Origin of the sequence: Nostoc sp. KVJ3 (genome assembly GCF_026127265.1) — a bacterium.
In the GTDB taxonomy this organism is placed as follows: Bacteria; Cyanobacteriota; Cyanobacteriia; order Cyanobacteriales; family Nostocaceae; genus Nostoc.
This window is the reverse complement of record NZ_WWFG01000002.1, coordinates 488525-505490: the sequence shown is the minus strand read 5'-3', so window position 1 is coordinate 505490 and position 16966 is coordinate 488525. Positions and strand designations below refer to the sequence as shown.

The following is a 16966-nucleotide window of genomic DNA, read 5'->3' as shown; positions in this document are numbered from 1 at the left end:
TTGGGAATGAACCCCTCTTAGGTTTCCCAAATTTTAACCTTTATCTTCTATCTTTAGATATAAGACTTAAACAGATAAGTATGCTATTGTTTCATACTTCCAGAAGTATTTATGAAGCAATTAATACAAATAGAAGACTTACGCATGAGTTACAGAATAAGTTAGACACAAAACCAATACTACGTAGGTTTTGCTGAAAAAGCTTAAAATTCGTAGCGACTGTCTTGAATGTCAAGTGCGATCGTGAACAAAAAACTGGGGAAAGTAGGACTTACGCACTGTACAAAAGAATCATCTTGTGTATTAACGCAAATACGTTGTTTCAGCCTTTTACAAGCCATCTTTTGTTAGTTGCGTACCCAAGCTGATGGTGCGTTACGACGTTCCGTCTAACACACCCTACAGATACTTATATTTTTTCAAAAATCAAATATGATTCCTATCTCTGACTACTTATCTACTTAAGTTTTTCGTGAGCAGCCAAAATAATTTTTTCGGTTTCTTCCCAACCGATACATTTGTCAGTTACAGAAATACCATATTTTAATTCTTCTTGTTTACCAGTAATTGCTTGACTACCTTCATACAAATGCGATTCCAGCATCATTCCAACTATTGACGTATTACCATCCACTATTTGCTGAATAATGTTTTCTAAGACAGCACCTTGTAATTTATAATCTTTATTGGTATTGCCGTGACTACAGTCGATTACAATTCTGGGTGGTAAATTTGCCTGTTTTAATTTCTCTTCTACGAGTTTGACATTTGCTGCATCAAAGTTAGGCTGACTACCACCCCTCAAAATTACATGACCGTAGGTATTACCTTTAGTTTGAAAGACGCTAACCTGTCCGTTTTGATTAATTCCCAAAAAATTATGCGGGTTCAGAGCCGATTGTAAAGCATTTAAAGCTACTTGAATATTGCCGTCAGTACCGTTTTTGAAACCCACAGGCATCGAAAGTCCGCTGGCCATTTCGCGGTGAGTTTGTGATTCGGTTGTGCGCGCCCCAATCGCAGACCAGGTAATGAGTTCGCTAATGTATTGAGGGATGATTGGATCTAATGCTTCTGTGCCAGCAGGTAATCCCAATTCTGTAATTTTTAATAACAGATCCCGTGCAATTAATAAACCATTCTCTACATGGAAAGAATCATCCATATCTGGATCGTTAATTAATCCTTTCCAACCAACCGTTGTTCTTGGTTTTTCAAAGTATACTCGCATAATTAGTAGCAAGTTATCCTGAACTCGCTCGGACAATGCTTTCAATCTTTCAGAATATTCGAGCGCTGCTTTTGGATCGTGGATTGAGCATGGGCCAACTACTATAAATTTGCGGCGATCCTGAAAATCCAGGATATCTTCTATTTCCTGCCTATAGGCTAAAACTCTTTGTTCAGATAATTGTGTTAAAGGTAATTTTGATTTTACTTCATTGGGAGTTAATAAAATGCGATCGTTCTCGATATTAGCGTTGTCGATATTACTGTTAATTAATTTGTTGTGCATGGGAATGCTCTGGCAATTTTATATTTGCACTTTAACTCAGAAGTGTAACATGAACCCATGAGATTTTAAAATAGCTTATTTTTTACTTGACAAATGTCTAATCAAGCTGTATTAAAGTTCCAGATAATAACTGAAAGATAGAGAAAAATTTCCCCACCTTTCTTTGCTATCAGACTACTGACTCAGTAGTAGTGTATATGATTACTGCCAAACCAATACTTTAGCTTCGTATGGCCCCAAGTCAGTTATGATGCCATCGTCACCAGACTCGACATCATAATTACCTGTCCACTCATGCCATGTACCAGCACTAGGAAAGTTAGGAACATGGTAGCCAGCTAGAAAGTTTTCTGAGAAATTTGCTATGACGACGACACGAGAACCTTCATCGTTCCAGCGAGTATAAGCTAATACTTTTGCTTCTGGATTTTCGTGGATAAAATCAATATTTTCAGTGTAGAGAGCGTGATTATTTTTACGTAGGTTAGTTAAGCCTTTATATGATTCAAATAAACTACGATTTAAATCATTTCCTAACAGCGTCCAATCAATTTTCGCTGATTCAGGTTGTTTAGGTTTGTACTCGCCAAATTCTTCACCCATCCAAATTAAAGGTACGCCAACAGCAGTCATGAGGATGGCTACTCCTAATTTAGCCCGTCTAAAGGCTTCTTCGTTAAAAATCTCACGGTTCCCGAATTCTACCATAAGGTGGTTGTGGTCGTGGTTAGTGAGATAATTTACTACATTGGTAGCACCCAAAAAGCCTTGGCGCTTGCAGTCAATAACATCTTTTAGACGCTCTAAATCAAATGTATCACCGCAGATATGTTCTAGAATGCAGTGATAAAAACTGTCATGCCAACAACCATCCATTGGCCCATCTACATTGGTAATGCTGGTAGTTTCAGGGATATGTTCGGCAACGTTATAAAAAGGCTTCGTGCCAGCAATATTTTTAGCTTCCTGAACAATCCAATGCATGAAATCGTAGTTAGCAATTTGCCGTGCCGCATCATAGCGAATACCATCAAGGTGATATTCCTCAATCCAAAAACGGATTACCTCACCAATAAATTTCCGCGCTGGATGAATCTTTAATTTTTCATCATAATGTTCGTAATTAAACTCAGGCCCCCAGTTATTATCAGGATCGCGAGGTTCATGATGATACCAATAATCGTGGTCGATTTGTGTTAACGGAGCAGATGCTTCTGAGTGGTTATAAATACCGTCAATAATTATCCGAATGCCTCTAGCGTGACACTCATCAATTAATTTTTTCAACTCAGCAGTAGAACCATAACTTGATTCTGTTGCAAAAAAGTGGCGGGGATTATAACCCCAACTATAATCACCAGGATATTCTTTAAGTGGCATCAACTCAATAGCATTGATTCCTAGTTCACACAAATAATCTAACTTTTCAATGACGTGTTTGTACTTGCCTCGCGCATAAGGATCGTCCTCGCCACCAGAAAAGTCACCGACGTGTAATTCATAAATTACTAATTCGCGATCGGCCGGTAAAGGTTTATCATCATATTTCCAAACATAAGTATCGGTAATCCTTTCGCCATTTTTAATATAGATAACACCATCATCTTTTCCACTCAGTTCATCTATATCTGTGGCACAAGGATCTGTAACATCAACCCATTGTTCTGGTTCAAAAAACCATGAGTTTGTCTGGACGCGGAATTTATATTTATAAGCGCCGTCTTCTAGTTCAACACTTGTGCGAAAATAACCATCATCACCTCTTTTCATTGGAATTTCTTGCCAATCAGAAAAAGAACCAATTAGCGCGGCTCCTTTGTTATAAGGTGCAAATAAATTAAATTCAATTGGCTTTCCCATAGAAGTGCTTGTAATATCAAGGGTTGATATAAGTATTTTCTGATGTTAAATTGAATTTGCAAATCGCTCTAGAGAAATAATTATATAATGAGTGCTTCTATCTTCAGGATGAATTTATAAACATTTCTAAAAAATCACTCCATCTTACCAATATTTGATTATCTATCATATTTATTTTTAACTAATATGCAGATTCAATCTAATGAATTGCTTGTCTATGTTACTCCTAATATCGAATTTTTAATAGAGAGATTAATAGATTTTTATTAATTTATTAAATTGCAGATATTTAGTAAAATCTTATTTTTACTAGATACCTGCTGTATTATAGGACTACTATTTAATTTTTGAAAAATACGTAGGCGAGCCAGTCGCGTGGTGAGGCAGTCCGATCTTGTGGTTTTCCCCCAGAAGGAACTGCCGAAAGGGTTTCCTGACTTGAGCGTTAGCGACGTTCGCGTAGCTTCTTCATTAGGAGAAGGAGCGTCACTGGCATAACACACCCTACATCTACTTAAATTTTTTCAAGAATCAAATCGGATTGCTATAGATTATTCAATTCTGCCGTTAGTTTGTTGTAGATAACTTAAAAACCAATTTGCCGCCGTTGCTCTGCGGGTTTGCCGAGGGACAAATTCTCCAATTTTATAACCTTTGAAACCCAGTTTTTCTTTGAGCATTTGTTTATTTTCAGCAGGAATTGAACGAGTCAGTTTGACTGTTGCAGGGCGAGATTCGATGAAATTTGGAGGTTGTGGGTACTCATCTTGCCATTCTGGTGCAACTTGGCTAGTGTCCCATTGTGAAGTTGAGGAGTCATAGCGATAGCCTAAACAATGCCATAGCAACTGGTTAACTGTGGCATCATCAATTTTATCGTCAAGAATTGCCTGAATTGTTTCTGTATTGAGTGGTGGCAGGTTAGACATAAATTCAAAATTAAAAAACTGATTCCTGATTAAATTTACAACAATTATTGAGTGACAAAAACACTTGCTCGTTTCTCTGTTTCACTCCCAAAGATATCGAGCGTTTTTGTTCTAATTGAACACTGTTGTATGTATGTGGTTCTTTATCAGGGGAATGGGGAGCGAGGGCAAAAACTTGACTATATATCTAATGAACCAGGCTTCCCAGGCTGATAATTCCCTTTTTGTCTCATTATCGCCAAAAGGTTTATGCTGTGGTTGGGCAGATGCCATCCCTTCCAACAGCAGCAGAGAGTTGTGGGCAACGTGTGCCCACTAAGCGTTTTTATTTAAATTAGTCAAAAATTTAGTGATTTTATCCTTGTAAATGGGACTTTTGAAGTGTTCTACCAACTCAATTTAGTCAAGGATAAAAAGCCAGGGGCTGAAAGAAGTGGGTGACGAGGGATTTGAACCCGCAACCAATAGATTAAGAGTCTACTGCTCTACCGTTGAGCTAGTCACCCACACGAACAATAATCGTAGCACAACTTCTGACAATTTAGCTAGTGCCGTGCGTAAAAAACTAATTAAAAGGGGAATTTGATGGTGAAGGTGGTTTGACCTGTTCCACTTTCTACATAAATTGAGCCGCCTAAATGTCTGACCATTTTCTGCACTAATGCTAATTCCAGTCCAGTGCCGCTATGTTTCCAAGGATCGTGTTTGGAAAGGTGATAGAAAGGCTCAAATATCCGTGACAGTTCGTTGTTGGTAAGCTCTAGTCCAGAATTGCTAATATTAAGCTCTACCGCATCCCCTGCTAGGTGAGCAGAGACTGTGACGGACTCACCTGCTGGGGTATATTTGCAGACATGGTTGAGTAGTTCGGTGATAATCCTCTCCAAATCGGTGATATCTGTCTCTAAAAGCGGGAGTGTACGATCAACACTTAGGTTTAATTGTTGTCGCTGGCAGTTGGTGAGGTCTCGAAAAGATTCGACAATGGGGTGAAGCCAGCTTTGTAAGTCAATGGCGATCAATGTTGGGGGATCGGGTTCGGCTTCGAGATATGTGAGTGTAAGTAGATCGTTAATTAACTTGCTTTCTCGCGCACACTCGTTATGCAAAATCTGCAATAGTTGCGGAACTATTTCTATATCTAATATTTCTGCTGGTGTCAGGACACTTTCGAGGGTTTGGACTGCAAGACTAATGCTAGTTATGGGTGTCCGCAGTTCTTGAGACAGGTTTCGGAGAAATTGGTTTTTGAGCCGATCGCAATTTTCTAATTCTTTTACCTGTGCCTGGGTTTGTTGGTAAAGTTGAGCTTGACGAATGGCGATCGCACATTCATTTGCTACCTGCTGCACTAGCCCAATTTCAAATTCATCAAATGCCTCTTGTGTCGGTCTTGTCAACCAAATATTTCCCAAAATCCCTTGAGTATCAAAAATTGGGCAAGCCATCTGAGACATAACCAATAACTGTGGTTGCCATCCAGGGGAAATTTCCAAAAATTGCAGAGGTTGTTTTTGCAACAAAGGCTGATAAACTTCTAGACGTTCTGCAATCTGTCTAGTCAATCCTTGACACTGGGGTAGGTTAATGCTGTAGTCGTAGGCAATAGTTACCTGAGTTTGACAGGGGCTATAAAGTTCGATTTGACAACGTTCAAGGTTCAATAACTCTGCTAATTCCTGAGTGACTGTCTGCAATACCTGAGTTTCATCCAGACTGTCGCGGATTTGTTCTGTCATCCGTCGCACTAAAGCTTCAAAGCTTCGTATCTGCTGCAACTGATTTTTGTGCTTCTCTTTTTGCAACTCCATCTTGGCATTGAGATCCTTGAACTGTTGATGAAGTTCTACGTGTTGGATAGCAATGCCGATTTGAGTCGTCAACTGTTTGAGTAAGTCTGTTTCTGTTTGCTGCCATTGCCGTGATTCATGGCAATGCTGGGCAATCAATAGCCCCCACATATCTTGCTCTTGGAAAATTGGTACTACTAGATTGGCTCTGATCTGCAAAGATGCCAGGAACTCTATATGGCAAGGATGCAAGCCGGCTGCATAAATATCTTCGACAACTTGAATGCAACCTCGCTTGTAGTGTTCTAGATGTTTGCCACTGAAACAGGGATCGGTGATATTTTTTCCCAATAGGGGATCGTTAGCAGCCACAGTTGATTCGGCAATGACTACTCCACTACCATCAGCCTGAAAACGATAAATGAGGATGCGATCGCAATTTAAAAATTGCCGCAGTTCAATTGTTGTCTGATGCAGAATTGTCTCTAATTCTACAGATTGGTGAATTCTGCCGGCGATCGCTTCTAGCAACCGTTCCCGTTCAACTTGGAGTCCGACTGCTTCTTGGGCTTGCTTCACAGGAGTAATATTACTACTAGTACCAATCAATCGATAAATTCGGGAGTTAGCATCCCTTAGTGGGGTGAGAGTTGTACTCCACCAAGTGGGAACCCCCTGGAATTGCAAACATTGTTCGTAGGAAATAGTTTTGCCAAATATTACACAGTCAGCGTAATGCTGACGCACCCTAGCAGCATCGATGGGTGAGAGAATATCCTCTGGTTTTTTGCCCCGAAGCTCATCTGAGCAAATGCCTATCCATCGCTCATGAGTAGGATTCAGTGCCACATACTGAAAATCTCCATCCTCTAGAACGTCTACTATAAATATTGATGCCTGTACAGAATCGTACATACTCAGTAGAAATTGCTCACTACTTTTATGATCTACTTCTGTGCCAAAGATAATTTGAGGAGGCGATAATTTTGTCAACTCCATAGTTGATTCTGCTGGGTTTATATTCATACGAGAGTCCTTTCTGGTATTACTGACTCTTCTAGGCGCTCTCTTGTCGCTATGCTTGTAGTAGATGCACTTTAGCGCCTATAGCAAAGTATTGTCAGCTGTTGCTCATCGAAATTTGGATCTTTCTCTACTTCTGAATCAGAAATCTAGGAAAGCTAATAGGAGTCAGCTTAATAAATCCTGCTTTTTGAAGGCGAAAACACATTTGCAGATTAGGGCAAATTTAATGATTTTTGAACAATTTTTCAAGATTCTTGCATATACTTAAGTACAATCATCAGATTATATCAATTAATTTTATAATTCTTAATAAATTTATGGACGATAGTGGGAATGGGAAGATAGAATTAAAGATCCTAAGAGTCGAAGATGATTGCTTGGTTTGTCTACGATCGCAATTTATGAGCATTCATTCCCGTGAGGATACCAACCAGCAACCAGGTGATGCCTAATCCCATAACTTCGCCTAAGAATAACTGCGTTAAGCGGTGCAAAATCATCCCCACAGCAGAACCCGCAGGGATAGCAACAGCCCAACTTACCGAAGAGACAAATATCCATCGCCACGCCAGCGGCTGGGGAATTGCCAACCATTGCGCCAATCCAATCCCCAAGCCGCCGAGCGCCCCATAAATCGCTCCCGACAAGATTCTCAAAGGAAGAATCTGAGTGCTAGGTACTATCCAACCGATAGCACCAATACCGATGGCGGTGATGATACTCCAACCCAAAAGACTTGACAAAATCCACCTAATGCAAAATACAGGTTCTTTGAGAAGACAACCTTGAGGAAGTGCGATCGCAAATCCGCCCATAGCTGCTTCTACTACCCCAATATATGGCTTCTCGCCAACTTCAATAAAAAGTAAACTCAATAAAAAACCGCCAAAAGTAGCGAGAGTCCACAGTAATGTAAAGCTAAATCTAGGATTTTCCGGCGCGAATGGCATCAAAGTTTCTTTGGTTTTAATAGTCTGACAGTTTTAGCATTAAACATCTCAAAAAAAGCTTTGCGTCGCTGTTGGGGTGATTCTGGCACGATGTAACCCCAGAGACTTTCCCAGTAGAAAAAGGAGATGCCGTCAAAATTGCGATCGCGCACAGCTTGAACCTGTTCTCTAACTTGTGCCATTTTCACAGGATTACGTACTGTTCCTGTTGATATCCCAATTTCTACAGGGATTAAACTTTGAGCCAATTTCACAGATGGTTGTTCTAGTTGAGCAATAAAAGAGCTTTTGTCATTTCGATAAACCTGTAAAATTAACTCATTAACTAAACCTTTTTTTACCCAATTCTCCCAATCTTGCAAATAGTATTTGTAGGCAAAAGCTTGATAATTAGGAGACAAAGATATTCTGGCTTTTGGTTTCACTGCCTTCACAGCTTGATAGATTTCTGCCATGAAATCAGTAATTTTGTCTGCCCGCCAACGCATCCATTCTGAGTTAAAAGGGTCGATAGGAGGACTTTTGCCTTGATGTTCTTGCTGGTAGAGTTCAATAGTGAAGCGATCGTAGCCAAACTGTACGGGCATTCCAAAATGGTCATCAATCTGAATCCCATCCACATCGTAATCCCTGACTACTTCCAAAATTAGCCCTTTAAAAAACTCTTGTACTTGCGGATGTAAGGGATTCAACCAAGCTAGCTTGCTCACCAAACTATTATCAATTTCTTCCGGTGGTGCATCTTGAATAGACTTTATACCTTCTTGCCCAATTGTTAACCAGTCGGGATAACGCCTTGCTAATTGCGAATAATGTGGTGTCATAAACCCGTATTCAAACCAGGGAATGACTCTCAAATCTTTCTTTTTAGCAAGTGTTACTATCTTTGTTAAAACATCCTGTCCGCCGTGCATAAACTTGAGAAAAGGTTGACTATCTGAGCCTGTAGTCATTTCAGCTACAGCGCTTTTATAAAAAGTATGTCCTCGGTTCCAAACTACAGGATAAATTGTATTAAAGTTGAGATCCGATAATTGGCTAATAGCACGGTTAATTCCCCAAGGGACAAATAATACACCACTAGCAACGTTAGTTAGCCAAACACCGCGAATTTCTGTAGTTAAAGGACTGATTTTTTGGGAATAAACTGGGAGTGAAGAGACTGTAGAGAGTGAATAAACTGTTAAAAGGACTACGAATCCCAAACACATTAAGTAAGAAACACAACGGCGAGCAACCCGATTCATTATGTAAGCGTGACCTAGTGCGATCGGAATATTATATATAGCTACAAAATAAAATTGTAATTATCCGGGATATGTGAATAAACGATGATTAAATTAGAGGTTAGGAATCAGAATTCCGGGTTATAAATATACTAACGAAAGTAGCGGTAATTCATGAATTACCGCCACGCAAGAATTAGAGCTTAAGTAATGCATAAGCCCTGTATAAATCATTAACTCAGTGTTGCATCAGCATCACTGACCCCTAGCTTCATACAATAATTATTTTATTTTTTGGAAGTCCCTTAATTATTGATTGGCACTCTGAGCATGAGCGCGCCTACTTGGTCTGAGGTTGGGCCAGCCGGGAAATTGACGTGGCAGAGGGCACACTCCGCTCTGAAGTTACTCAGAGGGATCGAGCGTCGATAATACCATTTATTATCCACCTTTTGGACGGCTGTGTATGCCTGTCCAGCCAGTGCCAGCGCGTTTGCCTGAAACTCGAAGTTGTCGCGGGGGCGATCGCTTTCCTTAAGTGGGCCATAAGTACCAACCAGTCGCATATCTTTATTCTGATCGTTAAATATTAGCGAGATGGACTGCTTACCTTGCTCTACGTTCTGTGCAGTAGTTTCGTTAAACTCCTGCGTCAGCGCTGCGAACAAAGTGTTAAACATGAGATCGCTCGTCTGTTGAGCGATCGCCACTTGCTGAGGTGGGGGTGGAATTTCATAACCACGGGCAATTGCTGTGAAACAGAACCCGATGACGAGCATTACTACAAAAATCCCATACTTAACTAACTTTCTCAGATACATTCTCTATCCTTTGGTTCTGTATTCTTTGGTGCGGAGTTACTGAGTCAGACTGACTCAACAACTCCGCATCACGGATAGAACCTTTACCCAATCTTTTCATCAAAAATTGAGCCTATTAAGACGATCCAGACTCAGCCTTCTTCAGCTTGTAAGACACTACAGCTTTCAGTTCGCGGGAGTCTAAATAATCTATAAATAAGCCGCTAATAGTCTGTCAAGAAATAATTGACGAATAAATTTTTTGTAGAGATGGCGATTTATCGCATCTCTCCAACCGTCAAAATGGGTTTGACAGACTGCTAAAAGTCTAAGGTTTGTATTGAGCGATAAATCGCTCAATTTCAAGCACTTAAGTGCTGACTACAAACTTTTATAACCATTCAGAAATAATGGGACGGACTATGTATACAAGGAAATAAATCTCCGAGATTTTACCAGGAGAAGAGGGCTTTTATGATCTTGTTAAGCTCAAATGTGAAGCTTAATACATAGAATCTTATCAAGTTATCCGGGAAAATACAAGTATCTTGCTCTTTATTTAATACCACAAAAAAACAAGTAACTTTTCTGGCGATCGCTACGCTACATTAAACCTTTGAGATGACTTTCCACGCTTGTGAAAAGTCAAAACTTCATAAACTTATCATTTACTTCATCACTTCTTATTAAAATCTTTCCACGCCTTCAAATTGCTTGATAGCTGATGCATTTGCAGCTTCACCACAAGTTTTTGGTGTAGGGAATATCTTTTCAGGATTTGCTAAACCTTTAGGATTAAAAACTTGCCGCACCCATTGCATAGTTTCTAAATCAACTTCGCTAAACATCTGTGGCATATAACACTTTTTCTCTGCACCAATTCCATGCTCACCAGAAATACTGCCACCTACTTCTACACAAAGTTTGAGAATTTTTCCACCCATTTCTTCCACTTGTTCCAATGCTCCAGGCACAGAGTTATCATAAAGAATTAGTGGATGAAGATTGCCATCGCCAGCATGAAATACATTAGCAACTCGATAACCATATTGTTCGCTTAATGTCTCAATTTCATGCAGAACATAAGGCAATTGAGTCCGAGGAATTACACCATCTTGCACATAATAATCGGGACTTAAATGGCCAGCAGCAGCAAAAGCGGCTTTACGTCCTTTCCATAATTTCAATCTGGTTTCTGGATCGCTAGCTGAAGTGACATTTCGCGCCCCATTTTTTTCACAAATTTCAGTAACTCGCTGCTTATTCCCTGCAACTTCTACTTCTAACCCGTCAATTTCGATTAATAAAATAGCAGTAGCATCGCGGGGATAACAATTTGTGGCGACAACATCCTCAACTGCATTGATGCTGAAGTTATCCATCATTTCCATACCACCGGGAATAATCCCAGCGCTGATAATGTCAGAAACAGTTGCTCCGGCAGCTTCAATACTGGTAAAATCTGCCAACAGCACACAAATTGATTCTGCACTTTTGAGAATTCGCAAAGTAATTTCTGTAGCAATTCCTAAAGTGCCTTCAGAACCAACAAATACACCGGTTAAATCATAACCAGGCATTTCCGGGATTTGTCCACCTAAATCGACAATTTCCCCTTCCGGTGTGACAATTTTTAATCCTAAAACGTGGTTAGTAGTGACACCATATTTAAGACAATGTACGCCACCAGAATTTTCGGCAATATTGCCTCCAATAGAGCAGATAATTTGACTAGATGGGTCAGGAGCGTAGTAAAAACCAGCACCACTAACGGCTTGTGTTACCCAACTATTAATCACCCCTGGCTGGACAATTGCGCGTTGATTTTCCAAATCAATGCTGAGGATTTGTCGCATTAAGGAAGTAACAATCAAAATAGAGTTTTCCACTGGTAAAGCGCCGCCAGATAGACCAGTGCCAGAGCCGCGTGCTATGAAGGGGACAGAATATTGATTGCATATCTTGACAATTTGAGCAACTTGTTCTGTTGTCCTGGGTAACACCACCACAGCCGGACGTTGGCGATAGCCTGTTAAACCATCGCATTCATAAGTAATCAGTTCTTCGCGGCGTTGCACCACACCATTTTTACCAAGGACAACCTCGAACGCTTTGATGATAGGTTTCCAGTTGCGTTGTTTTTTGTCTTGGGTCAGCATAGTTTTTAAAGTTCACTATAGTAACTTAGAGTTTAAAACAATACTCCAAGCTTTTGAGGGATTAGTTAGTCAGTCCTAGGGGCACATAGGTGTAAACTTAACGCAAAATACCTCTCAAACTCTTATTACTCTGTGTTCTCTGTGCCTCTGTGGTATGCCTCCGGCACACTACGCGAACGATTTTTCCTTACCTCTTACCGCGATCGCTCCAAAATCCAATCGAGTAAAATCGGATTGACTAACTCCGGTGCTTCATCTTGTGGACAATGCCCCACTCCTTCTAAAGGAATAAACTTTTGTACCTGTGGAAAGTTAGCTAATTCTCTACCTAACTTAATTGGTTCCCACGGATCAGCCGTTCCCCACAAGATAATCGCCGGACATGGTAGCAGTGGTAAAAGGTCTTCTGGTAGAGGCCCTGTAGAATAAGAAGTAAATGCCAGGAAAACAGCTACAGCCCCCGGATCGCTTGCTGGTGAAGTGAGAATATCTACCAACTCATCTGTCACCATCTCAGGATTAGCATAGGCTTGGAGGAGAATCTTTCGTACTGTTTTTGGTTTAGCAAGTTGATTAAAAAAGAAATCGCCAACTGCTTTTATAGATAATAGACGTTGTAGTAAAGGCGCTCCAAAACGACGAGTCCAAGGTAAAGTTACCCGTTTGCGATCGTGTAATAGTCGTAAAGAACAGTTGAGTAATGCAACTCCCAAGGCAATATCTGGGTTGCTGACTGCTGCTTGCATGGCGACAATACAGCCGATGGAATTTCCAACTAAAAAAACTGGTTCACCCACTACTTCGCGGCAAAAATCTGCAACTTGTTGTCCCCAGGTTTCTAAAGTGTAGGCAATTTTTTCGCCAGGTTGAGGTTTTGCAGAACCGCCAAAACCAATCAAATCAATAGCATAAACCCGACAATTTTGTGCTAATGCGGGAATATTTTTTCGCCAGTGCCACCAAGAAGCACCAAATCCATGCACGAGGACAACAGCTGGCCCGGTAGTTCCTTGGGTTTGATAGCAGATAGGGAAATCTTGCCAAATCCAGGTTTTTGTAGAGGAAAATGCTGTTTTTGAACTTGAGGTTGTCATGGGAAGTTTGATGAATATAACGGTAAAAGCCTTTGGGTAGCAAGGGGCAATTAAAATTGTTTTTAATTTGAATAAAATTTATCAGATTTTCAAATAAAATACTTTGCTCTAGTGATAGCTTAGACATACACCATGAAAGCTTCTAGGTAATGGTTTGATCCAGGATAGAGAGTTTTCATCTGATTGATACAGGTAATTTGGTCACAACTTCAGATTATGTCAGCATTAGGAATCATAACTTCTCCAATGTGAGTAATATCTTTGCTATTTTTTAGACGTGAGTGAATTAGCATCAGTGCTAGATTCAGTAGTTTCACAATTTACGATCGCTAATGAGAGTCTATAACATTGTCAGAATATGAGGCATCGGCTAAGGGGTGGTTTGCAACTGGAAACTGACGCTGAATTTAACAACATTTTTCTTGTTCCTAGTTCTGCGAGCCAGACAACATGAATATACTAGAAACAATCGATACTCCCGTCGGGAGCTATGCACCCGATTTTGAACTGCCAGGAATTGACGATCGAGTACACCATCTCAGGCGTTATCTTGAGAAGTTCCGAGCAGTGGGCGTTATTTCCATGTGTAACCACTGTCCTTATGTAGAGTGGTATATTGACAGGCTAAAAAATATTCAAGCCGAATTTGCCCGCAAAGGCTTCACACTAATTGGCATGAATGGTAGTGATGGTAATCATGAAACTAGGCCAAGCTTTGAAAATATGAAAGCTTTCGCCCAGCGTCACGATTTGAACTTTCCTTACCTGTGGGACTCTACACAAGATGTAACTCAGAGTTTTGGGGCAACAAAAACCCCAATGGCCTTTTTAATAGATGCCAATGGTATAGTCCGCTATAAAGGCAAAATTGACGATCATCCCCAAGATGCATCAGCAGTGCGACAGCAATATTTGAGAACTGCGATCGCCTCTCTATTTCTTGGTCAGACAATAGATGTACCACAAACAGAACCAATCGGTACTACATTGATTTGGCGTAACTAGACATAGATAGTCCCCGTAACTGTTATCTTAAATTGGAGGCAATTGCAACTTTTTTGATAAAGCGTAACTTCATGGGAACGAATTACCGACGGGTTTTACTCAAACTGAGCGGTGAAGCCTTAATGGGCAACATGGGCTATGGCATTGATCCAGAAGTGGTCAAAGGAATAGCACAAGAGGTAGCAGAGGTGATAACCACCGGCGTTCAAATGGCCATCGTTGTTGGCGGCGGCAATATTTTTCGTGGCGTAAAAGCAGCGTCGGCGGGGATGGACAGAGCAACCGCTGACTACATAGGGATGATTGCCACGGTAATGAACGCCATGACGTTGCAAGATTCGCTAGAACACATAGGGGTACAGACGCGGGTGCAAACCGCGATCGCTATGCAAGAATTAGCAGAACCATATATCCGTCGTCGAGCCATCCGTCATCTTGAAAAAGGGCGGGTGGTTATTTTTGGGGCTGGTTCTGGAAATCCCTTCTTTACTACAGATACTACTGCGGCATTAAGAGCAGCGGAAATTGACGCAGAAGTGATTTTTAAAGCCACTAAAGTCGATGGAGTTTATGATGCCGATCCTCATATTTATCCTAACGCCAAGCGTTACAATAGCCTCACCTACGCGCATGTTTTAGCCAAAGATTTGCGGGTGATGGATAGTACTGCGATCGCCTTGTGTAAAGAAAATAATATCCCAATTCTGGTATTTGACCTAACGGTGCGAGGTAATATCCACCGGGCAGTTTTGGGAGAATCCATCGGTACCCTTGTGGGAGGTTCTTGTGATATTAGCTGACGCGAAAAGCAAAATGCAAAGTTCTGTTGAGTCAACTCAACGAGCTTTTAACACAATTCGCACTGGTCGCGCCAATGCGAGTCTGTTAGATAAGATATTAGTGGACTATTACGGTTCACCTACACCCTTAAAATCACTGGCAAATATTAGCACGCCAGATGCCTCGACAATTCTAATTCAGCCCTACGAGCGCAACACCTTAAACATCGTTGAGAAGGCGATTTCTCTCTCAGATGTGGGTTTAACCCCCAGCAACGATGGTTCTGTGATTCGGCTGAATATTCCACCCTTGACCAGCGATCGCCGGAAAGAATTCGTTAAAATGGCTACAAAGTATGCTGAAGAGGGTCGTGTTGCTATTCGCAACATCCGCCGGGATGCCATAGACTCGATTCGCAAGCAGGAGAAAGCCTCCGAAATCTCCAAAGATGAATCAAAAGATCAACAAGACGACTTGCAAAAACTGACAAATGAGTACATAGCCAAAATAGACTCACTCTTGTCAGAAAAAGAAAAAGACATTACGACTGTTTAACGTCTAAAGTCTGAAGCATAAAGGCTGAAGAATGATGGTAAAATTCTTCAGCCTTTATCATTTTTTAGGTGTCTAAAAAAATAGAGTAAGTCAATAGGCGTGAATAATTAAACCTTATGTACGACTGCATCATTGTCGGCGCTGGGCCAGCTGGTGGAACAGCTGCATATCATTTAGCCAAGCAAGGTCGCTCAGTATTAGTGTTAGAAAAAGAATCCCTGCCAAGATATAAACCTTGTGGTGGTGGTGTATCTCCAGCGATCGCTCAATGGTTTGACTTTGATTTTAGCCCAGCAATTTCTGTAAAAGCCGACTCCCTTCGCTTTACCTGGAAATTGGACGACCCCGTGGAAGCGAAAATTGCCACAGAAGAGCCAGTTTGGATGGTACGACGAGATATTTTTGACCATTTCCTAGTGCAGCAGGGACAGAAACAAGGGGCTGAACTCCGAGATAATACTGAAGTTATAGGTATTGAATTTAAAGGTGACTCTTGGCAAGTTAACACAACCAATGGGCCAATTACAGGTCATTATTTAATCGCGGCTGATGGTGTTAAAGGGCCAATGGCAAAATGGCTAGGCTTCAAAGAACGTAAACGCCGTTTAGCAGGAGCTTTAGAAGCAGAAGTTCTAACAACCGTGAAGGACAAATCCACGATTCACTTAGAGTTTGGCTTGGTGAAAAATGGCTACATTTGGAACTTCCCAAAAGCTGATGGTTATTCCATTGGTGTCGGTACATTTATGGGTGGCGAACCCCAAGACTTTAAGAAGATTTTAGATGAGTATGCGCGATCGTTTAATGTAGATATCAAGACTAGTAAGCAGTATGGTTATCCCCTTTGTTTATGGAATGGCAACCAAAAGTTGCATACTCAAAATGCGGTTTTGGCTGGGGAAGCTGCTTGTGTAGTCGATCCGATGACAGCAGAAGGTATTCGCCCGTCGATTTTTAGCGGCTTAATTGCAGCAGGAGCCATTAATGAAGCACTTTCTGGTGACATCAACGCTTTAGAAAAATATACCGAAGCCATTAATGAAGAATGGGGTACTGAAATGGCTTGGGCGCAAAAATTAGCTGGAGCATTTTATCGCTTTCCTGGCATAGGCTACAAAGTTGGTGTTAAGCGCCCCTCCGGTGCCAAAATCATGGGTAAGATTCTGTGTGGAGAACTACGCTATGGCGACGTTGCCGATCGCGCCCTCAAGCGTTTAATTCCTGGTTTTGGGGGTTAAGTATTAGGGATTAGTTGGCAGTAGTAAGCGATCGCTTT

At 41.0% G+C, this 16966-nt stretch carries 13 protein-coding genes and 1 tRNA gene; 4 read left to right on the top strand and 10 right to left on the bottom strand.

What is annotated here, in order from left to right:
- Positions 1–457 precede the first annotated feature (457 nt).
- The 10 genes from GTQ43_RS18260 to GTQ43_RS18215 all read right to left on the bottom strand — a co-directional run bounded on the left by GTQ43_RS18260 (position 458) and on the right by GTQ43_RS18215 (position 13350).
- Positions 458–1516, bottom strand: coding sequence for a 3-deoxy-7-phosphoheptulonate synthase (locus GTQ43_RS18260; protein ID WP_321162495.1), 1059 nt, complete (start codon positions 1514–1516; stop codon positions 458–460).
- A gap of 201 nt (positions 1517–1717) precedes the next feature.
- Positions 1718–3376, bottom strand: coding sequence for an alpha-amylase family glycosyl hydrolase (locus GTQ43_RS18255; protein ID WP_265274171.1), 1659 nt, complete (start codon positions 3374–3376; stop codon positions 1718–1720).
- Between the two features lie 551 nt (positions 3377–3927).
- Entirely contained in the window at positions 3928–4305 is a 378-nt protein-coding gene (locus tag GTQ43_RS18250; RefSeq protein ID WP_265274170.1) for a DUF1823 family protein, read from the bottom strand.
- Positions 4306–4739: 434 nt separating this feature from the next.
- Positions 4740–4811 (bottom strand) — tRNA-Lys (locus GTQ43_RS18245).
- 63 nt (positions 4812–4874) lie between these two features.
- Positions 4875–7121: a GAF domain-containing protein gene (locus GTQ43_RS18240; RefSeq protein WP_265274169.1), complete on the bottom strand. Its 2247-nt coding sequence runs from the start codon at positions 7119–7121 to the stop codon at positions 4875–4877.
- Positions 7122–7507: 386 nt separating this feature from the next.
- Entirely contained in the window at positions 7508–8071 is a 564-nt protein-coding gene (locus GTQ43_RS18235) for a hypothetical protein (protein ID WP_265274168.1), read from the bottom strand.
- A complete protein-coding gene (locus tag GTQ43_RS18230; protein WP_265274167.1) occupies positions 8071–9318 on the bottom strand; it encodes a glycoside hydrolase family 10 protein in 1248 nt (415 codons plus the stop codon). The genes GTQ43_RS18235 and GTQ43_RS18230 overlap by 1 nt, the downstream gene beginning before the upstream one ends.
- A 284-nt stretch (positions 9319–9602) precedes the next feature.
- Complete coding sequence (locus tag GTQ43_RS18225; RefSeq protein ID WP_265274166.1) at positions 9603–10118, bottom strand: hypothetical protein; 516 nt, start codon at positions 10116–10118, stop codon at positions 9603–9605.
- A 665-nt stretch (positions 10119–10783) separates the two neighbouring features.
- Complete coding sequence (gene glcD, locus GTQ43_RS18220) at positions 10784–12256, bottom strand: glycolate oxidase subunit GlcD (RefSeq protein ID WP_265274165.1); 1473 nt, start codon at positions 12254–12256, stop codon at positions 10784–10786.
- 194 nt (positions 12257–12450) lie between these two features.
- The gene (locus GTQ43_RS18215; protein ID WP_265274164.1) at positions 12451–13350 is read right to left on the bottom strand and encodes an alpha/beta fold hydrolase; all 900 of its coding nucleotides are present in this window, start codon (positions 13348–13350) and stop codon (positions 12451–12453) included.
- Between the two features lie 450 nt (positions 13351–13800).
- Here GTQ43_RS18215 and GTQ43_RS18210 point away from each other — a divergent pair, with 450 nt between their 5' ends.
- From GTQ43_RS18210 to GTQ43_RS18195, 4 genes are all read left to right on the top strand, one after another.
- Positions 13801–14355 carry a thioredoxin family protein gene (locus GTQ43_RS18210; RefSeq protein ID WP_265274163.1) on the top strand — a complete coding sequence of 185 codons (555 nt, stop codon included), beginning with the start codon at positions 13801–13803 and terminating at the stop codon, positions 14353–14355.
- Positions 14356–14426: 71 nt separating this feature from the next.
- Complete coding sequence (gene pyrH, locus GTQ43_RS18205; RefSeq protein WP_265274162.1) at positions 14427–15155, top strand: UMP kinase; 729 nt, start codon at positions 14427–14429, stop codon at positions 15153–15155.
- Complete coding sequence (gene frr, locus GTQ43_RS18200; RefSeq protein ID WP_265274161.1) at positions 15142–15690, top strand: ribosome recycling factor; 549 nt, start codon at positions 15142–15144, stop codon at positions 15688–15690. Before pyrH ends, frr begins: the two co-directional genes overlap by 14 nt.
- A gap of 116 nt (positions 15691–15806) precedes the next feature.
- Positions 15807–16928 (top strand): geranylgeranyl reductase family protein, encoded by a 1122-nt coding sequence (locus GTQ43_RS18195; protein WP_265274160.1) that lies wholly within the window; start codon positions 15807–15809, stop codon positions 16926–16928.
- The last annotated feature ends 38 nt before the right edge of the window (positions 16929–16966 follow it).